Origin of the sequence: Paenibacillus sp. DMB20 (genome assembly GCF_000987955.1) — a bacterium.
Classification (GTDB): Bacteria; Bacillota; Bacilli; order Paenibacillales; family Paenibacillaceae; genus Paenibacillus_AQ.
Genome location: NZ_LAZU01000037.1, coordinates 179,709 through 201,288, shown reverse-complemented (window position 1 = coordinate 201,288; position 21,580 = coordinate 179,709). Strand labels below are relative to the sequence as shown.

Below are 21,580 nucleotides of genomic sequence, written 5' to 3'. Positions count from 1 at the left end.
GAGCATGTCTGATAACGGGAAAATGACGGATGTGGCAATGCCGCAGCTGGCGGAATCATTGGTGTCCGCTACGATTGCCAAATGGCTGAAAAAACCGGGAGACCGGATCGAGCAGTATGAACCGATCTGCGAAGTCATGACCGATAAGGTTAACGCTGAAATTCCTTCCACCATGGACGGCATCATGGGGGAGATACTGGCTGAGGAAGGACGTACCGTAAGTGTCGGCGAGATCATCTGCCGAATACGGGCTGAAGCGTCGGTGGCCCCCGAAACGGCTGCTCCCGTGCAATCCCGGCCGGTTTCTAGTCAAGTGCCTGCGGCTGTCGGCGAGTTGATGCGGGCTCGATATTCGCCTGCGGTTCAAAGCTTGGCAGCCGAGCACGGCATCGATCTGAGCCGGGTAACGGGTACCGGTATGGGCGGGCGGATTACCCGTAAAGATGTGCTTATGTTTATTGAGCAGGGAGGAACTCAAACAACGTTTGCGGCGCCTTCTGCCCCCGCTTCAAGTTCCGTGCCGGCCCAGCCGGGGGCTTCCGTATCCTCGGCCTCCCCGTTTGCCGGTACCGTAACGCCGCAGCGGGTGGAGCCGACTCCTCCGCTGGGAACGGCCATCCCGGATGTCCGGCACTCGGGTCTGCATTTGACGGAGCTTCCCAAGATCCCCACGATCGAGGTTGAGGGGGAAGGGACCGGGAGAACGGAGCATTATATCGACGTCACGCCGATCCGCAGCGCGATTGCCAGAAACATGCGGCAGAGCGTTTCCGAAATTCCGCATGCCTGGACGATGATTGAGGTCGACGTCACGAATCTTGTGCTGCTGCGAAACAAGCTGAAGGATGAGTTCAAACGCAAGGAAGGCGTAAATCTGACTTATCTGGCATTTCTGCTCAAGGCCGTGGTTAACGCGATCAAGGATTACCCGATCATGAATTCCTTCTGGGCGGTGGATAAAATCGTCGTTAAACGGGACATCAACCTTTCGCTGGCGGTAGGAACCGAGGATTCGGTTTTGACGCCGGTGATTAAACGGGCCGACCAGAAAAATATCGCCGGTTTGGCCCGAGAAGTCGAGGAACTTGCCCGGAAGACGCGCGAAGGCAAGCTGACGCTGGATGACATGCAGGGCGGAACGTTCACGGTAAATAATACGGGCTCGTTCGGGTCCATTTTGTCCTATCCGATTATCAATTATCCGCAGGCGGCCATCCTGACATTCGAGTCCATTGTGAAAAAGCCTGTCGTCATCAACGATATGATTGCCGTACGATCCATGGCCAACCTTTGTCTGTCCCTGGATCACCGGATTCTGGACGGCGTGATATGCGGCCGGTTCCTGCAGCGGGTCAAGGACAATCTTGAAGGATTTACGATGGATACCAAGCTTTACTGATGATCCGCAGGGCATGATTAGCATAGGTAGAGAACAATTTATGGGGTATCCTAAGAAAGAAGGGGCAGACCGCGATGAAAAAAAGACTTGACGTTTCTTACACGCCGCTGATTGATTATGATACTGCCTGGGATATTCAAAAGGAACGGGTAAAGGGGATCGATCTGGGGGAGCTTAACGAGTGCCTTATGCTCCTTCAGCACCCGCCGACTTATACCATGGGCTCCCAGCGCCATCCCGAACACTTGCTGTTAAGCCGGGAAGAGCTTGAAGCCCGTGGCATTTCTTTGTTTGAGATCGACCGCGGCGGGGACATTACATATCATGGTCCGGGACAGTTGGTCGGTTACCCTCTCTTGCTGCTTGACGGAGGCAAAAATTTGGATTTGCACGGTTATTTGCGGAATGTGGAGCAGGTGATCATCGATTATCTCGCAGGCTTTGGCATTGAAGGCGGGCGTAAGCCCGAGTATACCGGCGTATGGGTAGGCGACCGTAAAATTTGCGCAATCGGTGTCAAATTCAATAAATGCCGCAATCATCGCGGATTCGTTACGAGTCATGGTTTTGCACTGAACGTAAAGGCAGGGATTGAGAAGGAAGGCTTTTCCGGAATTATTCCCTGCGGTATTCAGGAATACGGCGTTACCTCATTGGAGGAATGTACGGGAAGAGCCGTCGAGGTGGAGGAAGTTGCCCGGGAGATCGTTCCTTACTTCACCCGGGTCTTTCCATATGAGGTTCAGATGAAGGATCAGTAATATGATTTAGACGCCTCGGGATCAGCGAAGCAGAAAAGGCTCCAGGACGATAAAGAGCGTCGAGCCGACCATCGCCGCGAGCATAAGGTAGATAACGATACGAAACCATTTTTTTTGCTGCATTGTGTTACTCCTTTGGATTTAGTTTAAATGATGAGCATAAGGTTTAATTCATTAAATGCGAAGTCCACGGCGGATTTTGCAAAAACAGCCGCTTGCACAGTACATCGTACAAAAACATTGTAACCTATCTAGGAAAGAGAGGGAAGTCCAGTGATCTCACAGGAACGGTTGGTTCGCGAGTTTATGGAACTCGTCCGTATTGACAGCGAAACAAAGCATGAAGAGCAAATCGCCGTCGCGTTGAAGGAAAAATTCGGCAGCCTGGGACTTCAGGTGGTTGAGGATGATACGAAAGAGAAAACGGGTCACGGCGCCGGCAACCTGATTATTACCTGGGAAGCCGAGCACGGCGGCAGCGGGCCCAAACTTCTGTTTACCTGTCACATGGATACCGTAACGCCAGGCAAGGGGATCAAGCCTGAGCTTGGTGAAGACGGGTACATCCGCAGCGACGGAACGACCATTCTCGGCTCGGATGACAAAGCGGGAATATCGGCCCTGCTTGAAGTCATACGAGTCATCAAGGACAATCAAATCCCGCACGGACAAATTCAATTTGTCATAACCGCGGGGGAAGAGTCGGGTCTGATGGGTGCTCGTTCGCTGGATCCGAAGCACCTGGATGCCGAAATGGGATATGCGCTCGATTCGAACGGCGAAGTCGGGGCTATTGCAGTCGCAGCGCCGACACAAGCCCGGGTTACGATGATCATTAAGGGGAAGTCGGCACATGCCGGCGTAAATCCGGAAGACGGGATCAGCGCTATCCAGGTTGCCGCGAAATCGATAGCCAAAATGAATCTGGGCCGCATCGATAACGAAACGACGGCCAATATCGGCAAATTCCAAGGCGGCGGCCCGACAAACATCGTATGCGACTTCGTCCAGATCGATGCCGAAGCGAGAAGCATCGTTCAGGAAAAAGTAGAAAAGCAAATCGATCAGATGCGCGAAGCGCTCGAAACCACCGTAAGGGAATACGGAGCGCAGTGCGAATTCCGCAGCGAAATCGTTTATCCCGCTTTCAGCTACAACGAAAACGACGATGTGGTTCAGCTGGCGAAGCGCGCCATCGGCGGACTCGGACTGTCAGGCCGCACGTTCCATTCCGGGGGCGGCAGCGATGCCAACATATTCAATGGCCTCGGCATCCCTACGGTCAATCTGGCCGTCGGCTATGAAGAGATTCATACAACCAACGAACGCATCAAAGCATCCGATCTGGTTAAAGCCGCGGAAGTCGTCCTTGCAATCATTAAGGAAGCGGCTAAAGGATAGTTGATTGAATAAGGCATCGTTGATATAACTTAGCCCGCACCGGAGCTTAAATCCCGGAGCGGGCTTTTTTTGTTGGACGGGGCGATCGGCCTTCGTTGAACATGCGATGGGAGGCGGCAGGATCAATTCAACAGCATGGCATGGCAACTTCCGGATTCGCGCCGCAGCTGGGCGGGAGTCCATGAAGTATGCCATTGCGTGCTTTCTACGATATGAAGCGCGGCATGAATGCTTTTCATATATTCCAAAGCCTGTTGTTTGACGGCTTCCGTGCAGTCAAGCCTTTCGATGCGGGCCGAGAGAGACAGAAGGGCAGATTGCAAATAGCAGGCGGCTTCCCCAAAACGGGATGCGGTATCGTCAGGCTTGGATTGACGAAGGTCCTGAAACAGGGCTGACGCCCGTTCATACTGTCCCCGGTCATAAAGACGCTCAGCGGCAATAAACTGCAGCCGGGCGCCATAAGGGACGGATAGATCGATAGGAAGATCCTCCATACGGCTTAATCTTTCCTCAGCCTTGCAAAGATATCCTTCGGCATAAAGCAGGTGGATGAGAATATATTCCCCGCTCGTACCCTCTTGCGAAAGGATTATTTCCGCTTCAGGGATCATCCCCAGCGAAACGGCGGTTTCGGCTAATTTCAATCGGTCTTCCATGCATGTCGGAAGAAAAGGCAAATGGCCTTCAATCTTCCATTTGCACAGGAAATGGGCAAGGCTGATAAAAGACTGCTCCTCATTCCAGGACCAGTTCCGGGGAGCAAACTCATGTTTTAGTTCGGCTATTAGGTTGATGGCTTCGTCTAAACGGCTGTTCGCCACCAGGCAGCAAACATGAAGCATTCCGGATTGCATATCATCATAATTCGTCATGGTAAAGCATAGCGCAGCTTCCGTATAAGCACCAATTTCATACAGGGCGGATCCAAGGCATTTCGCAGGGATGCCGTGTGCGGATGCCTCGGCTGAGAGCCGATTAAAAATATCGCGGTCACTCCATCCTTTTCGGTGCATCAAAGAGGCCCATTCCCTAAGGGAGGCGGCGGCATAATTCAAACCAAAACGCAATGCGTGACCGAATGCTTTATCGGCTTCCGCGTATTTATTTAACCGTGCGCTCAATCGGCCGTATTCGATCCAACTTTGGGCCGAATGTCCGGGATCATTGGACTCCCTGCTAGGCAAAGAAGTTTCAATGGCCGCTTGCTTGAAGCAGGATAAGGCTTCGTCAAAACGGCCGCGTTTTTCATGCCATTTTCCAAGTTCCAACGGCTGCGTCGGCGGTACTTCGTTATATTGTTCAGGTTCTGAATTAAATACATATCTCATGTCGAAACCTCCCACTAATAGAACACATGGACAGGGGTGTTAGTCATGGCTTAATAACGAAAAAAACAGAAAAAAAGTCGAAAAATGAGTCTTTGTACCTAAAAAAACGTTTACCTTTCGTATTTGTCGGCATCGTTTTTCCGAAGCAGCTCCGAGATCGTGACCTCGGGGCCCCATTGACGCTGCCACTGCTTCAGTAACGCCCGGATCTGCCAAGCCTGTCCGACGAGATGAACCGATTTTGACCCTTGGTAGCTTTTCACGTCATGTTCCTTCTTTCTTTTAGAGGTAGTTCAAAACGGTCGACTTTTTGAACATACACTTATAGAGTTTGATATAATACACCTTATGCATCAGCTTTGGCTGTCATGCCGCTTTTAAACCAAGGAGGTCATATAAATGAGCGATCTCGGAAAAAGAAACCGCTTGAACAACGAAATATTGGAAGAAAGCACCGTATCTTCCGAGCCCATATTTGAAGGAAAGATTATCTCCCTGCAGGTGGACACGGTCATGCTTCCCGACGGAAAGCTCGCTACCCGCGAAGTCGTCCGTCATCCCGGCGCGGTAGCGGTCCTGGCCATTCATGACGATAAAATGCTCGTCGTGGATCAGTACAGGCAGCCCCTTGGCCGCTGCGAGGTCGAAATCCCTGCCGGCAAGCTGGAGCGGGGGGAAGATCCCCTTGAAGCCGCCAAGCGTGAACTGCAGGAGGAAACGGGGTATTCTTGCGGATCGATACGCAAGCTGCGTTCCTTCTATACTTCTCCCGGTTTTGCGGACGAAATCATCCACTTGTTCCTGGCGGAGGATCTTACCGGAGGAGACATGAAGCCCGATGAGGATGAATTCCTGGAGATGTCCGAAATCACCTTGGAGGAGGCCTACCGTTTGATCGACGAAGAACGCATCAGCGACGCCAAAACGATATTGGCGGTGTATGCGTGGCACAAATACAAGCTGACGGGCGAGATTTAACGATGCCAGAAAACATTCGATCCAAGACCGAATCCCTTCTGGGCGAGTACTACTGCGACATGCATATCCACATCGGCCGGACAGAAAGCGGACAGGCCGTCAAAATCAGCGGAAGCCGGAATCTGACGTTTGAGAACATCTCGGAAGAAGCGGCCGTTCGCAAAGGAATTGAAATGATCGGCATCATTGATTGCCACTCTCCTTCCGTACAGGAAGATATTCTTTCCTGTTTGGACAGCGGACGGATGAAGGAGATAAAAGGAGGGGGCATTGCTTACAAAAATACGGTGATCCTGCTTGGAAGCGAAATTGAGATCAAGGTGCAGGGAGGCGGGGCAGCGCATGTGTTGGCTTATTTCCGAACCTTGCCGGAGATGCAGGATTTCACGAAATGGATGTCTCGGCACATGAAAAACGTCCAGCTCAGCTCCCAGCGGATTTATGTGGAACCCGCGGAGTTGCAGCGGGAAGTCGTTCGGCGGGGAGGCCTGTTTATTCCTGCCCACATATTTACTCCGCATAAGGGACTGTACGGCAGCATGACAGACTGCATCGGCAAAGTGCTCGACCCCAATAGCATCGTCGCCGTTGAACTCGGCTTAAGTGCCGACACAACCATGGCAAGCCATGTATCCGAGCTGGACGACTATTCTTTTTTAACGAACTCGGACGCGCATTCTCTCGGCAAAATCGGCAGAGAGTACAACCGGATCGCCATGGCTTCGCTTCGTACGACGAGTTTGCGATGGCGCTCCGGCAGGCGGACGGAAGAAAAATAACGGCGAATTACGGGCTGAATCCCCGGCTTGGCAAGTATCATAGGACATACTGTTCCAGCTGCAGCAGCATTTTGGATGAGGAGGCCATTGTGTCCTCCTCGGAACGTTGTCCGTACTGCGGCAGCCTGAAGACCGTTCAAGGCGTCTTTGACCGGATCATGAGTTTTGCCGACCGGAAGGAACCGATCGTTTCGGAAGGCAGGCCGCCTTATTACTATCAGGTTCCGCTCGAATTTATCCCGGGACTCGGAAAAGCGGCAATGACCAGACTGCTTGAAGCCTTTGGCACGGAAATGGCCATTCTGCATCGGGCTTCCGAAAGCGAGCTGGCAGCCGTAGCCGGAGAGGCTTTGGCCCGAAGCATCGCGTCGGCCAGAAACGGCAGCCTCGAACTCTCATCCGGCGGCGGAGGAACGTACGGCAAGGTTGTCCGCTGAAATCTATCAATCCGAAGGAAGTCATAGAAGGCGGCACACGCACATAGAGTAGGATAGGGACAGGAAAGGAGACTCTATTCCATGCAATCATTCCGCCAGAGTTTGAAGGATCAGATGCCTCTCTATGTGTTTGTTGCCGTTTTGTTTTTAGTTGGCGTATTGTTCGGGGCGTTGATGGTCAATGCGCTGTCTCTTGAGCAGCAGCAGGATCTTGCCGGATATTTGGACCATTTTTTTCTGACGCTGCATGAAGACGCCGAAAACGAAAGCGGCGCATCCTTCGGGAGCATCGCAGCTCTTCATTTGAAATGGGTTGGCTTGATCTGGATACTGGGTCTGTCGGTCATCGGCCTGCCCGGCATCCTTATCCTTGATTTTTTAAAGGGAGTTCTGATCGGCTTTACGGTTGGATACCTTGTCGGCCAGTATTCCTGGAAAGGGCTGCTGTTTGCGCTTGTGTCGGTTGCCCCGCAAAATTTGCTGGTCATCCCGGTGCTTCTGATGTGCAGCGTGGCGGCAATCACCTTTTCACTATATATCATCAAAAATCGTCTTCTCATGCAGCGGAGCGGAGGGGTAGCCAAGCCGTTTACGTCGTACGCCGTCATGACCTTCGTCATGGCCCTCCTGCTTCTGGGCATTTCGTCTTTTGAAGCCTGGGTGACGCCAGGAATGATGCGGTGGGTAGCACCGATGCTTCTCCCTGCAAGCAGTTAAGAGGTGTATCAAAACCGTTTGACTTTGTTTGCAAAATCCCCCTATAATGAAGGAAGCGAACAATTACGTGCAGTGATTTCCAAGGGGGAGGGAAACGATGGAAGCACGGATCGACAAAATTAAGCAGCAGTTACAATCCCAAGGCTACAAATTAACGCCCCAAAGGGAAGCCACGGTCAGCGTATTGTTGGAGAATGAGGAAGACCACCTCAGCGCAGAGGACGTGTTCATGCTTGTCAAAGAAAAAGCTCCCGAGATCGGTCTGGCAACCGTATACCGAACCCTCGAGCTTTTAAGCGAGCTGCATGTGGTGGAAAAAATCAACTTTGGCGATGGTGTGGCCCGATATGACCTGCGGACGGATACGTCCAAACACCATCATCACCATCTGATTTGTATCCAATGCGGAAGCATGGATGAAATACGCGAGGATTGGCTGGGACCTTTGGAAGAGCGGCTAGAAAAGGAATTTAATTTTACCGTTCATGATCACCGCCTTGATTTCCACGGCATCTGTTACCGGTGTAAGGAAAAGGGCAAACATGACAGCAGCGATTCTTAATTCGATAGCAGTTTACTGCAGTGACGAAGCCTTAATCGTCATACAGTGAGCCCTCTTACGGAGATGGACGTTTCCGGGAGGGCTTTTTTTGAAGATATAAGAAAGTATAATTGCGTTTACTGATTCGTAAGGGATTCATAGCCGGATAAAGTTGTATAAGGGAAAAATGATCGAGACGCCCTTCCCGTCATAATTCGTCCTAAAAGCTCATAGGCTTGTTTGACAGGAGTCTATCGGATGAAAGGCGGGCTGTGAATCATGATCATTTCCGTTCGCAAAATCGGTTCCTTTCTGCGGTTTGTTTTTTTATTTGCCGCGCTTACGTTATTTTTTTACTACGTGCTGGGCCTGGCAAGCCGCTGGGTGGCGCCGCCCGACCCGTACCGCGTACCGGCCGGACATGCCGTCAAGGCTTTTCAGCCGGAAGGTTCGCCGGATAAGCGCGTGTCGCCGCGTGACAGACTTCGTCTCTATTATTGGTATGGAGAATAACGGGTCTGACCCGTATGATAGCAGTGATAAGGAGCAGAATAATCATGAAGCAGTATTTGGACACCTATATCTCCTTCCTGGCGGAGGAAAAAGGGCTGTCGCACAGCACCATAGAATCATACCGCAACGACATTGCAGGCTTTATCGCCTTTGCGAATGAGCGGGGCGTGCATGAACCGACGGAAGTGAACCGGACACTGCTTGGTTTGTACATGGGACGTTTAAAGCAATTGGGCAGGGCGCCGTCCACGATGATGCGCTGCACGGTATCGCTCCGCTCTTTTTTTCAATACCTGGTCCGCCATTCCGTTATAGCGCAGGATCCTTCTTTAATGCTCGAATCGCCAAAACCTGAACGCAAAAGCCCCAAAGCCCTGTCGGTCGAACAGGTTGACAGGCTTCTGGAGGCCCCGGACGTGGCCGCTCCCCAGGGGGCCAGGGACAAGGCCATGCTGGAGCTTTTGTACGCGGCGGGAATCCGCGTGTCGGAGCTTGTTACCCTTGCCGTGGAAGACGTAAACACGGAAATGCGGTATGTGCGGTGCACCGGCAACTCGGGGAAAGAGAGGATTCTTCCGATCAGCCCCATTGCCGCCCGAAGCGTAGCTCTCTACTTAAGAGACATGCGAAGCAAGCTCCTTAAGGAAAACTCCGGGGAGACAGGGCTGTTTCTAAACACGCAGGGATCCAGGCTGACCCGTCAGGGCTTTTGGAAAATCATTAAAAAGTATGGGAGGGAAGCCGGCATCGAGGAGGAAATCACCCCCCATACGCTGCGGCATTCTTTTGCCATCCATCTGCTTGACAACGGTGCGGATATCCGTTCCGTACAGGAGTTGCTGGGGCATTCCGACATCTCAACCACCCAGATTTATCAGCCGGCCAAAAGAAACATGAAGGAAGTATACGAAAGCTTTCATCCGCGTGCAGGAAGCTGATATCCTTTTACCGAAATTAATATATGCAGTAAAAAAGGATTCGACGAGTTTACGGCACTTTCCATCTCAGCCTACCCATACTTGAGGAGTGATCGAGGATGACAGACAGCAGCAAATATCGTTTTCGTCGGATTTGCTTTATCGTGCTTGACAGCGTAGGGATCGGAGAAGCACCCGATGCGGTGAAATTCGGAGATACGGGAGCTCATACGCTCGGCCATATTTTGGAGAGCAACCCGGATCTGAAACTGCCGAATCTGCAAAAGCTCGGGCTTGGGAACATTGCGCCCTTGCCGCATCTGGAACCGGTGGATTCACCCCTGGCTTATTACGGGAAAATGCGGGAGGTATCCGCCGGGAAGGACACGATGACGGGTCACTGGGAGCTAATGGGGCTCAAAGTGGAAACGCCGTTCAACACGTATGCCCAAGGATTCCCCTCGGCGTTGATCGCACAGTTCGAACAAGCCACGGGGCGGAGAGTGATCGGAAACAAACCGGCCTCCGGTACGGACATTATCGAGGAGTTCGGCGAGGAACAGATGAAAACGGGCGCCTGGATCGTATATACCTCGGCCGACAGCGTATTCCAAATTGCCGCGCACGAGGAAGTTATCCCGCTGGACGAGCTCTATAAGGGGTGCGAAATCGCTCGACGGCTTACGTTGCAGCCCGAATTTTCGGTCGGCAGGGTCATCGCCCGTCCGTATGTGGGTCAGCCCGGACGTTTCGTCCGTACGTCCAACCGTCATGATTACGCGGTGAAACCGCCGGAACCGACCGTCATGAACGCACTGGAGCATCAGGCTTGGACGTGATCGCCGTCGGAAAGATCAACGATATTTTCACGGGTGAAGGCGTAACCCGCTCCTACCCGACAAAGAGCAACGAGCACGGCACCCAAGTGACGATGGACATGCTTGGCCAAGATTTTACCGGGCTTCTGTTCACGAACCTGGTTGACTTCGACTCGTTGTACGGACACCGCCGAGATCCCCAAGGCTATGGGCAGGCGCTTGAGGCCTTCGACCGCGCGCTCCCGGATATCATGGGACGGCTCCGGGAGGATGATCTGCTGATCATATCAGCGGACCACGGCAATGATCCGGTTCATCCGGGTACGGACCATACACGCGAGTACGTGCCGCTGTTGGTTTACGGTCCGGGATTGAAATCGCCCGGCAGCCTTGGATTGCGCGAAACTTTTTCCGATGTGGGTGCAACCATTGCGGGCAATTTCGGGGCCAAGCCGCAAGAGCATGGAAAAAGCTTTCTGTCACAGTTAAAATAAAGATAACTCGATATGGGAGAGGTGCAGGGATGACGACATTAAACCAAGGAATTATTGAAGAAGCCGCAGCATTCATACGCGGGAAAGGCGGAGTACAGCCCGAAGTGGGACTGATCTTGGGTTCCGGACTGGGTGTATTGGCGGATTTGATCGAGGATGCGGTATCGATTCCGTATACCGACATTCCTCATTTTCCGGTATCCACCGTGGAAGGCCATGAAGGGGAACTGCTCCTGGGCACCATTCAAGGACGGCCGGTTGTTCTGATGAAAGGCCGGTTTCATATGTATGAAGGCTACGGTCCGGAGCTGACCGCATTTCCGGTACGCGTCATGAAACAGCTCGGCGTAAAAAGCCTGTTGGTCACGAACGCCGCGGGGGGCGTCAACACTTCTTACGAGCCGGGCGATCTCATGCTCATCACGGACCATCTCAACATGACGGGACGAAATCCGCTGATCGGACCGAATGATCCGCTGCTTGGCGTCCGTTTCCCGGACATGTCCGAGGCCTACAGCCGCCGGCTGCGCAAGTTGGCATTGGAGACGGCCGAAGGCCAAGGCGTCGCTCTGCAGCAGGGCGTATATGCAGGCCTGCTCGGTCCGACCTATGAGACGCCTGCGGAAATCGTTATGCTACGTACGCTCGGAGCCGATGCCGTGGGGATGTCAACCGTATCGGAGGTTATCGTGGCACGCCATGCGGGGCTGGAGGTACTCGGCATTTCTTGCATCACCAACATGGCTGCAGGCATACTGGATCAACCTTTGTCCCATGACGAGGTCATGGAAACCGCCGAGAAGGTAAGGGAGAAATTTCTTGATCTCGTAACGGCGGTCATTCCGAAAATGTAATATGTTTAATCAAAGGGCTGTCTCCAAGGTGGATTTTTTCTGCCAGGAGCGGCTCTTTTTTTGGTTCATGCCAGCCTATCTTCGCAACTTATGGACAAGGTGCGGCCATCCGGCATCTACAGACTTCACGGACTTACGATCCGTTATTCCTGCCTTTTGGGCTTCCGTTAGCCTAAAGCCCGGGTATCATAACTTTTTCAGAGTAAATTTGGAATAATTTAGTTCCATCCTGACGACAATGGAAACAGACCCGTTATCGAACGGGGGAGGCCATTACGAATGTCAGGAGGGGACGGATTTGAAAAAAGCGTTTATAGCCGGTATGCTGTCACTCTGTATGATGCTGGTTCCGGCGGCAGGTTATGCCGACGAGAAAAAAGCGGGCGGGGCGACAGACAGCGAACTTGCACCAAGTGCAAGATCCGCCATTTTGCTGGATGCGGACACCGGAACCATCATTTATGAGAAAAACAGCCATGATAAGCTGCCTCCGGCCAGCATTACCAAAATCATGACCATGCTGCTTACCATGGAGGCCATTGAAGACGGAAGGCTTAAATGGACCGACAAAGTCAGAACCAGCGAAAATGCCGCTTCCATGGGCGGCTCGCAAATTTTCCTGGAGGCGGGCGAAGAGATGACCGTTGACGAGATGCTGAAAGGCATTGCCATGCATCCGGGAACGACGCATCCGTCGCCATTGCCGAAAAGATTGCCGGTTCGGAAGAAGAATTTGTCAAAATGATGAATGAAAAAGCGGCTGAGCTAGGCATGAAGGACACCCATTTTTCCAACAGCAACGGCCTTCCGGTCGAGAATCATTACAGCTCCGCGCATGACATCGCGGTGATGAGCCGCGAGCTGCTAAAGTACGAGCAGATCACGAAGTACACCGGTGCTTATCAGGATTATTTACGTAAGGATACCCCGAAGCCCTTCTGGCTTGTGAATACGAACAAGCTGGTGCGTTTTTACACCGGAGCCGACGGATTAAAGACAGGCTACACCTCGGAAGCCAAGTTTTGTTTGTCGGCGACCGCCAAACGGGACGGGCTGCGTGCCGTAGCCGTCGTCCTTGGGGCACCTGACACGAAGAGCCGCAATAATGAGGTTTCCCGAATGTTCGATTACGCGTTCTCCCAATACAGCATGCACTCGATTTATAAAAAGGGAGAAACGCTCGGCAGCGTGAAAATCTCAAAAGGAGAGGTACCCGAGCTTCAACTGCAAGCGGATCAGGATTATCGCGTGCTCGTGAAAAAAGGCGGGAAAACCTCCGAGCTGCGCCATGAGGTTACGCTTCCCCCAAATATCAAGGCGCCTGTCAAAGCGGGACAGGTAGTCGGGAAGTTATCGGTCTATCAGGGCAATCTGCTGGTGAAGGAGTTTGAGCTGAAAGCGCCTGCGGAGATCAAGAAGGCCGGCTGGTGGAAGCTTTTCAAGCGGACGACAGGAAGGTTGTTTCATGTAGATTGATAGGGGTTTTCTTCTAGTTTTGTCGGGGGGCAGGAAAGTTAAATTCCCGCGTAGAAATCCTTGTTCATGTCAGGGAGGAGAGTGAGCAAACATGAATCTGCATGTTGAAATGGAGCACCATCGGCATGTGCTGATCGTCAGACTGTCAGGGGAATTGGATCATCATACCGCCGATCATGTCCGGATGCAGTTGGATGAGGCAATCCAGCGGCGTCAGACGGAGCATCTGGTTTTAAGCCTCAAGGATTTGGAGTTTATGGACAGCTCCGGACTTGGAGTCCTTCTGGGACGGTATAAAATCATTAAGCAAAAAGGCGGAAAAATGGCCGTATGCGATGTGAACCCGCCGGTATACCGGCTGCTGGAGATGTCGGGGTTGTTTAAAATCATGCCCATTTACGAGAACGAGGGGACCGCACTCTCGGGTTTGGAGGTTGTGTCATGAGTGAAGGAAAAACGCAGCACAATTTCATGACTCTGGAGTTTGCCGCAAAATCGGAAAACGAATCCTTTGCCCGGGTGGCCGTCGCTGCGTTTATATCCCAGCTTGATCCGACGATGGACGAGCTGAGCGATTTGAAGACGGTTGTCTCCGAGGCCGTGACGAACTGCATCATTCACGGCTACGACAGCGATCCATCCGGGGTCGTTAAAATCGAGGCTGCCATCGACGGCGATGTGATCACGCTTGTTATTGAGGATAAAGGACATGGTATTGAAGATCTTGAGATGGCCAAACAGCCGCTTTACACCTCCAAGCCGGAGCTTGAGCGTTCCGGAATGGGTTTTACGATCATGGAGAACTTTATGGACGAGTTTGATGTCATCAGCGAGCCGGGAACCGGCACATCGATCAGAATGAAAAAAAGGATCGAATCCAAGAAAGCTTTATATAATTAGGGGTTGGACAAATGGATGCCGATGTGAAGAAAGCTTCGCAGACTTATTTGGACGACGCGGAGGTTAAACGCCTGATTGCGCTTAGCCAAAGCGGAGACGCAGTTGCCCGGGATACGCTCGTAAACTGTAATATTCGTCTTGTCTGGTCGGTGGTGCAGCGGTTCATGAACCGGGGGTACGAGCCGGAGGATTTATTTCAGATCGGCTGTATCGGTCTTTTGAAATCCGTGGACAAATTCGACCTCAGCTATGACGTAAAGTTCTCGACGTATGCCGTACCGATGATTATCGGTGAAATTCAACGTTTTTTGCGCGATGACGGAACATTGAAAGTGAGCCGATCCCTGAAGGAAATGGCCAATAAAGTCCGGAAGAAAAGGGATGAGCTATCCAAGCGGCTCGACCGGCTGCCTACCATAAAGGAAGTGGCCGAGGAGCTTGGAGTGACGCCGGAGGAAGTGGTCTTCGCCCAGGAGGCGAACAAGCCTCCGACATCCATACATGAAACGGTGTTTGAGAACGACGGCGATCCGATTACGCTGATGGACCAGATTGCGGATGAATCGCAGGAGCGTTGGTTCGAGAAGCTGGCCTTGAACGAAGCGATCGGAGGCTTGTCGGAGAGGGAAAGGCTAATCGTTTATTTAAGGTATTTCCGGGATCAAACCCAGTCCGAAGTGGCGACAAGGCTTGGCATCTCACAGGTCCAAGTCTCCAGGCTGGAGAAAAAAATATTGCAGAACATCCGCGACCAGATCGCCCAATAGCGTGAACGGGTCCCGGATTGAAAACAAGCGCCGTTCCATGTGGACGGCGCTTGTTCGTTCTGCCTGCATATGGCAGGGAAGTTCCGAGTAGAACAAGCTTTATTCTCCCATACTAACGGTAATTTAGCAGTAAAGGAGGGTTTCGGATGGAAACAAGTCCCACTCCGACGGTTTTCCTGCAGCTGCGGAGCCGAATCTCTCTGCCACGGGACGAGACCGTCAAACTCGGGGATATCGCGTTTATCGTTTGCGATCCCATATGGGAGGAACCGCTTCGAAGCCTGCCGCTCGCCCGGCCGAAGGATCGGGACGGCAACCGGCTGGTGATCGATCTGATCCATATCATTCCGAAGATCCGCCAGCTTATACCTGGCGTTCTTATCGAACCGATGGGCCATAACCACACGTTAGTGGAGCTTGTCGTCACTTCGACGAAGCCTTCGCGTTTATGGTTTCCGATTGTTTGGCTGCTGCTGTTTTTCGGTTCCGCCCTGACGATCATGAATTTTCATGCCGATGTAAATATGCTGGAGGTTCAGATCCGGATCGTGGAGATGGTTACGGGAAAGCGCGATGAGCATCCTCTTTTGTTTCAGGTTCCTACTCGCTGGGAATCGGATTCGGCATGACGGTCTTTTTTAACCATTTATTCAAAAAGAAGTGGAATGAGGAGCCTACGCCCCTCGAGGTAGAGATGTTTCTATACCAGGAAAATCTGGACCAATACGTCGTAGCCGAAGAGTACCGTAAACGAAAAATGATGGTGGAGTCCCGCGAAACCAAGAGGGCGCCATGATGATTCTGCTTCAGCAGATGTTATCCGTCATCTTGGGAGCGGCAGGAGGGATTGCCGTCGGCGGAGGCGTCATCGCATTGATTATCGTGCTTGACATCGTACCGAGGCTCGCCCAGCTCACCCATACCTATAACCGTGTCCACTGGTATGAAGGGGCACTGATCACGGGATCGCTGACGGGAACGCTTGCCGATTTCTGGATGTGGAAGATTCCCTTGGGCTATGCGGCCAGTGCCTTGATCGGATTGTTTTGCGGCGTGTTTATCGGCATGCTGGCCGCAGCCTTGACCGAGGTCCTGAACGTCCTGCCGATATTGGCGAAAAGGCTGAAACTTACAGGTTACTTGTTCGGCCTGCTCATGGCGATGGTGGCGGGAAAGGTAGCCGGTTCCTTATTCGACTGGTTTGTTTATAGACAGTAAATCGCTTGGGATACGAGGGGGTTATCAAATGGATGACAAAACGATGTTTACAGGCTCCGGCGACGAGCAAATCCCGGTAGTTCCGCCATCCGAGATAGAGGAGCTTGAGGAAGAAGAACTTCTCAGGAAACGCAACGAGGAGTCCTCGGACAATACGTATGAATCCGTTCTTTACTGGCAGGAGTCCGATCATATTCCAACCAGGATCAAGGAATTGAAGGCAACGCTTAAAGAGGTGATGGGCCTCGGGGTATCTTTTGACGTCGTTCTTCGGGAAATGGTCATCGGAGGGCGCGAAACCGGACTCCTGTTTATCAACGGCTTCACGAACGACGTGGTGCTGACGGATATTCTGCACCGGCTTACCTACTTAACGCCGGAGGATTTGGGGACAAATGCCGTCTCGGCTATCGTGAACCGCTACATTCCTTTTGTCCAGGTAGAGGTAACCGCTGAGCTCAGTGAGACGGTGGATAAAGTACTTGTAGGGCAGTGCGCGATTTTTATCGAGGGCGAGAGTTCCGCTATTATCCTCGATACCCGGAAGTACCCGGTAAGAAGCCCGGAAGAGCCTCAGGTCGAACAGGTTGTTCGGGGGTCCAGAGACGGTTTTACCGAAACGCTTGTCAGCAACATAAACCTGGTTCGGAGACGGGTCCGCGACCCGGGCCTTCACTGCGAAGGGCTGAAGGTGGGACGCAGAACGCAGACCGATGTATGCCTCATGTTTATCGATGATATCGTTGACCGAAACCAGGTAGAGGCGATTCGGGACAAAATCGAAAAGCTGGATTTGGAAGGACTGCCGCTGGGCGACAAACAGCTGGAGGAAGCCATCGTCAACAAAGGCTGGCATCCGTATCCGCTTGTCCGCTACTCGGAACGGCCCGATGTGGTAGCCTCCCATCTGCTGGAAGGCAGAATCGTTGTCATGGTGGATACGTCGCCGAGCGTGATGATCATGCCTACCACCTTTTTCGACCTTTGCCAGCATGCAGAGGAAAACAGGCAGACTCCGTTTATCGGGACCTATCTGCGCTGGATCCGCTTTGGCGGAATTTTTGCTTCGTTGTTTTTGCTGCCCCTATGGATGCTGCTGGTGGTACACCCTGAACTTAAGCCGCCCAATCTCGAAATATTGGGTCCCATGAAAAATGCAAATGTTCCGATTATCGCCCAATTTCTGATCGTCGAGTTCGGCGTGGATTTGATGCGGCTGGCTGCCGTACACACGCCGACCCCGATTGCTTCGGCCATGGTTCTCGTCGCTGCGATTCTGCTTGGCGATATCGCCGTAAAGAGCGGCTTGTTTGTCAATGAGGTGGTTTTATACATGGCTGTGGCGGCCGTCGGAATGTTTGCAACGCCAAGCTACGAGCTGGGGCTCGCCAATCGGATCGTTCGTTTGTTTCTTCTGGCTGCCACTGCCCTGTTCGGCGTAAAGGGATTTGTCATAGGGACAACCTTGATGATACTTATGCTGACGACCCACCGGTCCTATAACTCGTCTTATCTATGGCCGTTTATACCGTTTAGTGCAAAAGCGATGGGAGAGGTTTTGTTTCGCAAACCGCTTCTTTACTCAAGAAGTCGCCCGACTTTGAACAAGACGAGAGACAGCAGCAAGATGGGAGAAGAAATGAGTCCGCGGTGAAAGCATTAAAAAATAACACAAAGGTTGTGTCGAAAAATCCATTTTATTTACGATTCGATGTCTGCTATACTGTGAACAATTATTCGATTACCCTATTTTTTAAATATTGATCGGAGGAATTGTGGGCATGTTTTTACACGGTACAAGCAGAATTAACGAACGGGGACATCTTGAAATCGGCGGATGCGACACAGCGGATCTCAAAGCCCAATACGGTACCCCTCTGTATATTGTTGACGAGCAGGCGGTCCGGGACCGCTGCCGCGAGTACATCGAAGCTTTTAAGGCGTCCGGATTGAAATTTCAGGTTGCCTATGCAAGCAAAGCTTTTTGCGTAATGGCGATGTGCCGCCTGGCCGAAGAGGAAGGAATGTCGCTTGACGTCGTGTCGGACGGGGAACTTTATACGGCCCTTCAGGCAGGCTTCCCGGCCGAGCGGATTCATTTCCATGGCAACAACAAAACGCCGGATGAAATCGAAATGGCCCTGAATGCCAATATCGGCTGTTTTGTGGTTGATAATACGGTAGAGCTTCATTTGCTTCAGTCTATTGCCGCCGAAAAGCAGCGCATGGTGAAAATCCTTCTTCGGGTTACTCCCGGGGTTGAGGCACATACGCATGAGTATATTTCGACGGGGCAAACCGATTCCAAGTTTGGCTTCGACATCGGTAACGGATCCGCTTACGAAGCCGTTAAATTGGCCGCACAACAGCCGAATATTCAATTGTTGGGCTTGCATTCCCATATCGGCTCGCAGATTTTTGAGGTCGAAGGCTTCCAGATGGCCGTTCAGCGCGTCGCAGAGTTTGCTTCTACCGTGAAAAAGGAACTGGGGGTTACGTTTACGGTAGTCAACCTTGGCGGCGGCTTCGGCATCCGTTATGTGGAGGGGGATACGCCTCTGCACGTGTCCCAATATGTCAAAGCCATTACGGATGCGGTTAAAAATCATTTTGCCGGAATCAATGAAGAAATGCCCGAGATTTGGGTTGAACCGGGCCGCAGCATTGTGGGCGATGCGGGCACTACCTTGTATACCGTAGGAACGAGCAAGGACATCCCCGGTGTCCGTAAATACGTAGCCGTCGACGGTGGCATGACGGATAACCCGCGCCCTGCTCTTTACGAATCGCGGTATGAGGCGCTTCTGGCCAACCGTGCAAACGATAAAGCCGAAGAGACGGTATCCATTGCAGGCAAATGCTGCGAAAGCGGGGACATGCTGATCTGGGATGTGGAGCTTCCCAAAGTGAACGCCGGCGATCTTCTTGCCGTATCCTGCACTGGAGCCTATAACTATTCCATGGCAAGCAATTATAACCGTATCCGCAAACCGGCCGTCGTATTTGTCAAGGACGGAAGCAGCGAACTCGTTGTGCGCCGCGAAAGCTTGGGCGATATCGTGCGGCTTGACGTCGTACCTGAACGCGTCGGCAAAGAAACCGTTCAAAGCTAAGATCAGGATGAACCGCAGGCCGCTTAGGGCTCGATCCCAAGGCGGTCTGCTTCGTTTTTTTTTGAGACTCGTCACTGATTTCCCGTTCTTGTTTGCAACGGGCGTCAAAAATAAGATACAATGAAAAACGTGATCAAGCTGAATGCTTGGAATAGATCAAGGTACTTTCGTGAAACCAACATAATATGTCAAGGGAAGTGACTGTATTGAAAAAAGGAACCATCGAGCTGGAAAACGGCGGCATCGTGGAAATTGAATTCTTGCCCGAAGAGGCGCCGAACACGGTAGCCAACTTTGAAAAATTGGCAAACAGCGGTTTTTATAACGGTTTAAGCTTTCACCGCGTGATCCCGGGCTTCGTAGCCCAAGGCGGATGCCCGGTCGGCAACGGCACTGGAGGTCCTGGCTATACCATCGACTGCGAAACGGCCACGAACACGACGAAACACGAGGCCGGCGTGCTGTCGATGGCACATGCAGGACGCAACACAGGCGGAAGCCAGTTCTTCATCTGCTATGGCCCGCAGCCGCATCTGGATGGCGTACACACCGTATTCGGCAAAGTCATCAAAGGCATGGAACATGTGAATAATGTTAGACCTGGCGACAAAATGAAAGAAGTTAAGGTTTGGGATGAATAGATTCACACAACGATGAAGAAACCCATTTTAAGAAAATTTGAACTGTGACCCGAATTGTGGATAAAGATAAAAAACAGCCTTTAGCTTAACCCGCCAGAAGATGACCTCTGAATTCATTCAGGGGTCATCTTATTTAATGTCAACTGGTACCGATCAGAATTGTAGTTAAGTGATATAATCGGTATCGCGCTTCACTTCGCCGAGTGTCTGACAGTCCCTGAAATCAACTCATCTTTATAATAACCGCTTGGCCTTTCTCCCGAGCTAATTTTTCCTCAGCAGACAGTTCGCCTGCTGGTCCCCTCCCCGTACTTCCCTTGCCTCTAACGTTCTTCCACTAACCCAGATTCTCCATGTTTAGCAAACGTGTCACGCCAACGCTTCAAACTATCCTTCGGCTTTTTGTGACCAATAACATCCAGATCGAAAGGTTTATTTAAACTAAATAATAAGAACGACTTTCAAATTGTTCTGTAAGTTTTATTTGTAAAAAATAAGAAAAAAGTCTCGGCTAAAGGTACTTAGTGTTGAAATAATCATTTACATATTATTCAAGTTAATATATTATTTAGGCGTATAAAAGTAATTTGTAACAAAATAGGATTTTACTTATTTTAATGGGATATATATACATAAAATATAGGTTTTGTAGCAGTAGTATCCCAATATTAAGTACTTAGTATTTTTTTAATATAAATCTTGTTATGGAATTATAGGCTCATCTAAACTTTTTCCAGACTGTGGAATTGATTGCAATTCTGCGCTAACCCGTAATATTTATAGATCTAGAAAATAGAATCTAAAATATTTTTAGAGAAAGAAGGTGTTGCCTATAGAATAATTAGTGTGTTTTAAGCATGATCACTGTCGTTGAAGGAACAATTAAGCGTGAGAATGGTAGCTATAATCTTCAGGGGAGTATGCCAAAATTCAACGAATTATGGGAGGAGATACTACAATGAACACAGTGAAGAAAATAAGTGCTGTTTTTACTATGACAGTTATAATGCTAGTGGCTTTTAGCACCCAAGCTTCTGCCTATGTTTCATACAAAACATTAAGTGTTACTGCATATAAACAAGAAGAAACAAATTGGTGTTGGGCTGCAACTAGTAAAACGATTATCGAATATCTAGGAAAAGGTTCGCCAACTCAATCACAGATCGTCAAAGGAGTAAAAGGTTCTGTAGTTAACGAAGGTGCTACAACTTCCGAAGATAAAGAATCATTGACTGACTGGGATGTAGATACAACAGTAACGCAAGATAGTGTCCCGTTTGGAACCATCGTGAATGATATCGAAAATTACAGACCTCTAAAAGCTGGGATCATGTGGAAAAATGGAAACGGAGGTCATGACTTTGTCATTTATGGTTATTATCAAGACTCTGATAACTCAAAATATGATGTTTATTACTCAGATCCAATTGATGGGTCAAAAAGCATAAAATCATATAGTTCTTTTGATGATAATACCTCATTCTCATGGTATGACTCCTATTACAATAATCATTAAGGAGGTAGT

General features: G+C 51.0%; 20 protein-coding genes and 4 pseudogenes. 21 read left to right on the top strand and 3 right to left on the bottom strand.

Annotation, left to right across the window (positions count from 1 at the left end):
- Positions 1-4 precede the first annotated feature (4 nt).
- Positions 5-1,399 (top strand): dihydrolipoamide acetyltransferase family protein, encoded by a 1,395-nt coding sequence (locus XI25_RS21615; RefSeq protein ID WP_046680190.1) that lies wholly within the window; start codon positions 5-7, stop codon positions 1,397-1,399.
- A 74-nt stretch (positions 1,400-1,473) separates the two neighbouring features.
- Positions 1,474-2,160, top strand: a complete 687-nt coding sequence (gene lipB / locus XI25_RS21610) for a lipoyl(octanoyl) transferase LipB (RefSeq protein ID WP_046680189.1) — start codon at positions 1,474-1,476, stop codon at positions 2,158-2,160.
- Positions 2,161-2,181: 21 nt separating this feature from the next.
- Here the strand turns inward: lipB and prli42 are convergent, their stop codons facing one another.
- Entirely contained in the window at positions 2,182-2,283 is a 102-nt protein-coding gene (prli42, locus tag XI25_RS33025; protein WP_152669193.1) for a stressosome-associated protein Prli42, read from the bottom strand.
- Positions 2,284-2,433: 150 nt separating this feature from the next.
- Here prli42 and XI25_RS21605 point away from each other — a divergent pair, with 150 nt between their 5' ends.
- Positions 2,434-3,561, top strand: a complete 1,128-nt coding sequence (locus XI25_RS21605) for a tripeptidase T (protein WP_046680188.1) — start codon at positions 2,434-2,436, stop codon at positions 3,559-3,561.
- A gap of 122 nt (positions 3,562-3,683) precedes the next feature.
- On the opposite strand, the gene XI25_RS21600 is transcribed toward XI25_RS21605, so the two are convergent.
- Positions 3,684-4,892 (bottom strand): hypothetical protein, encoded by a 1,209-nt coding sequence (locus XI25_RS21600; RefSeq protein ID WP_046680187.1) that lies wholly within the window; start codon positions 4,890-4,892, stop codon positions 3,684-3,686.
- Between the two features lie 110 nt (positions 4,893-5,002).
- Entirely contained in the window at positions 5,003-5,155 is a 153-nt protein-coding gene (gene mciZ / locus XI25_RS32395) for a Z-ring formation inhibitor MciZ (protein ID WP_082112460.1), read from the bottom strand.
- 136 nt (positions 5,156-5,291) lie between these two features.
- On the opposite strand from mciZ, the gene XI25_RS21595 reads away from it, so the two are divergent.
- From XI25_RS21595 to XI25_RS21510, 18 genes and pseudogenes are all read left to right on the top strand, one after another.
- Positions 5,292-5,870 (top strand): NUDIX hydrolase, encoded by a 579-nt coding sequence (locus XI25_RS21595; protein ID WP_046680186.1) that lies wholly within the window; start codon positions 5,292-5,294, stop codon positions 5,868-5,870.
- Positions 5,871-5,872: 2 nt separating this feature from the next.
- Positions 5,873-7,086 (top strand): annotated as a pseudogene (locus tag XI25_RS21590) (endonuclease Q family protein).
- 81 nt (positions 7,087-7,167) lie between these two features.
- Entirely contained in the window at positions 7,168-7,803 is a 636-nt protein-coding gene (gene spoIIM / locus XI25_RS21585; protein WP_046680185.1) for a stage II sporulation protein M, read from the top strand.
- 97 nt (positions 7,804-7,900) lie between these two features.
- Positions 7,901-8,365 (top strand): ferric iron uptake transcriptional regulator, encoded by a 465-nt coding sequence (gene fur / locus XI25_RS21580; RefSeq protein ID WP_046680184.1) that lies wholly within the window; start codon positions 7,901-7,903, stop codon positions 8,363-8,365.
- Between the two features lie 258 nt (positions 8,366-8,623).
- On the top strand, positions 8,624-8,857 hold the full coding sequence (locus tag XI25_RS21575; RefSeq protein ID WP_046680183.1) for a DUF4227 family protein: 234 nt from the start codon (positions 8,624-8,626) through the stop codon (positions 8,855-8,857).
- A 44-nt stretch (positions 8,858-8,901) separates the two neighbouring features.
- Positions 8,902-9,795 carry a site-specific tyrosine recombinase XerD gene (gene xerD, locus XI25_RS21570; RefSeq protein ID WP_046680182.1) on the top strand — a complete coding sequence of 298 codons (894 nt, stop codon included), beginning with the start codon at positions 8,902-8,904 and terminating at the stop codon, positions 9,793-9,795.
- Positions 9,796-9,893: 98 nt separating this feature from the next.
- Positions 9,894-11,086: pseudogene (deoB, locus tag XI25_RS21565) on the top strand (phosphopentomutase).
- Positions 11,087-11,115: 29 nt separating this feature from the next.
- Positions 11,116-11,940, top strand: a complete 825-nt coding sequence (locus XI25_RS21560) for a purine-nucleoside phosphorylase (RefSeq protein WP_046680181.1) — start codon at positions 11,116-11,118, stop codon at positions 11,938-11,940.
- A 298-nt stretch (positions 11,941-12,238) separates the two neighbouring features.
- Positions 12,239-13,416 (top strand): annotated as a pseudogene (locus XI25_RS21555) (D-alanyl-D-alanine carboxypeptidase family protein).
- A gap of 91 nt (positions 13,417-13,507) precedes the next feature.
- Positions 13,508-13,861, top strand: a complete 354-nt coding sequence (gene spoIIAA, locus XI25_RS21550) for an anti-sigma F factor antagonist (RefSeq protein WP_046680180.1) — start codon at positions 13,508-13,510, stop codon at positions 13,859-13,861.
- Positions 13,858-14,316, top strand: coding sequence for an anti-sigma F factor (gene spoIIAB, locus XI25_RS21545; protein WP_046680179.1), 459 nt, complete (start codon positions 13,858-13,860; stop codon positions 14,314-14,316). The genes spoIIAA and spoIIAB overlap by 4 nt, the downstream gene beginning before the upstream one ends.
- A gap of 11 nt (positions 14,317-14,327) precedes the next feature.
- Complete coding sequence (sigF, locus tag XI25_RS21540; RefSeq protein WP_046680178.1) at positions 14,328-15,083, top strand: RNA polymerase sporulation sigma factor SigF; 756 nt, start codon at positions 14,328-14,330, stop codon at positions 15,081-15,083.
- Positions 15,084-15,229: 146 nt separating this feature from the next.
- Positions 15,230-15,879 (top strand): annotated as a pseudogene (locus tag XI25_RS21535) (stage V sporulation protein AA).
- The gene (locus tag XI25_RS21530) at positions 15,879-16,301 is read left to right on the top strand and encodes a stage V sporulation protein AB (protein ID WP_046680177.1); all 423 of its coding nucleotides are present in this window, start codon (positions 15,879-15,881) and stop codon (positions 16,299-16,301) included. The pseudogene XI25_RS21535 and the gene XI25_RS21530 overlap by 1 nt, the downstream one beginning before the upstream one ends.
- A 28-nt stretch (positions 16,302-16,329) precedes the next feature.
- Positions 16,330-17,955: a spore germination protein gene (locus XI25_RS21525; RefSeq protein ID WP_046680176.1), complete on the top strand. Its 1,626-nt coding sequence runs from the start codon at positions 16,330-16,332 to the stop codon at positions 17,953-17,955.
- A gap of 127 nt (positions 17,956-18,082) precedes the next feature.
- Entirely contained in the window at positions 18,083-19,414 is a 1,332-nt protein-coding gene (gene lysA / locus XI25_RS21520) for a diaminopimelate decarboxylase (RefSeq protein ID WP_046680175.1), read from the top strand.
- A 206-nt stretch (positions 19,415-19,620) separates the two neighbouring features.
- Positions 19,621-20,055, top strand: a complete 435-nt coding sequence (locus tag XI25_RS21515) for a peptidylprolyl isomerase (RefSeq protein ID WP_046680174.1) — start codon at positions 19,621-19,623, stop codon at positions 20,053-20,055.
- A gap of 958 nt (positions 20,056-21,013) precedes the next feature.
- Positions 21,014-21,571 (top strand): papain-like cysteine protease family protein, encoded by a 558-nt coding sequence (locus XI25_RS21510; protein WP_052759708.1) that lies wholly within the window; start codon positions 21,014-21,016, stop codon positions 21,569-21,571.
- The last annotated feature ends 9 nt before the right edge of the window (positions 21,572-21,580 follow it).

Coding starts and splice junctions, on each gene's coding strand:
- XI25_RS21615 (WP_046680190.1), top strand. CDS start 5: ATGTCTGATAACGGGAAAATGACGGATGTGGCAATGCCGCAGCTGGCG.
- lipB (WP_046680189.1), top strand. CDS start 1,474: ATGAAAAAAAGACTTGACGTTTCTTACACGCCGCTGATTGATTATGAT.
- prli42 (WP_152669193.1), bottom strand. CDS start 2,283: ATGCAGCAAAAAAAATGGTTTCGTATCGTTATCTACCTTATGCTCGCG.
- XI25_RS21600 (WP_046680187.1), bottom strand. CDS start 4,892: ATGAGATATGTATTTAATTCAGAACCTGAACAATATAACGAAGTACCG.
- XI25_RS21595 (WP_046680186.1), top strand. CDS start 5,292: ATGAGCGATCTCGGAAAAAGAAACCGCTTGAACAACGAAATATTGGAA.
- spoIIM (WP_046680185.1), top strand. CDS start 7,168: ATGCAATCATTCCGCCAGAGTTTGAAGGATCAGATGCCTCTCTATGTG.
- fur (WP_046680184.1), top strand. CDS start 7,901: ATGGAAGCACGGATCGACAAAATTAAGCAGCAGTTACAATCCCAAGGC.
- XI25_RS21575 (WP_046680183.1), top strand. CDS start 8,624: ATGATCATTTCCGTTCGCAAAATCGGTTCCTTTCTGCGGTTTGTTTTT.
- xerD (WP_046680182.1), top strand. CDS start 8,902: ATGAAGCAGTATTTGGACACCTATATCTCCTTCCTGGCGGAGGAAAAA.
- XI25_RS21560 (WP_046680181.1), top strand. CDS start 11,116: ATGACGACATTAAACCAAGGAATTATTGAAGAAGCCGCAGCATTCATA.
- spoIIAA (WP_046680180.1), top strand. CDS start 13,508: ATGAATCTGCATGTTGAAATGGAGCACCATCGGCATGTGCTGATCGTC.
- spoIIAB (WP_046680179.1), top strand. CDS start 13,858: ATGAGTGAAGGAAAAACGCAGCACAATTTCATGACTCTGGAGTTTGCC.
- sigF (WP_046680178.1), top strand. CDS start 14,328: ATGGATGCCGATGTGAAGAAAGCTTCGCAGACTTATTTGGACGACGCG.
- XI25_RS21530 (WP_046680177.1), top strand. CDS start 15,879: ATGATTCTGCTTCAGCAGATGTTATCCGTCATCTTGGGAGCGGCAGGA.
- XI25_RS21525 (WP_046680176.1), top strand. CDS start 16,330: ATGGATGACAAAACGATGTTTACAGGCTCCGGCGACGAGCAAATCCCG.
- lysA (WP_046680175.1), top strand. CDS start 18,083: ATGTTTTTACACGGTACAAGCAGAATTAACGAACGGGGACATCTTGAA.
- XI25_RS21510 (WP_052759708.1), top strand. CDS start 21,014: ATGAACACAGTGAAGAAAATAAGTGCTGTTTTTACTATGACAGTTATA.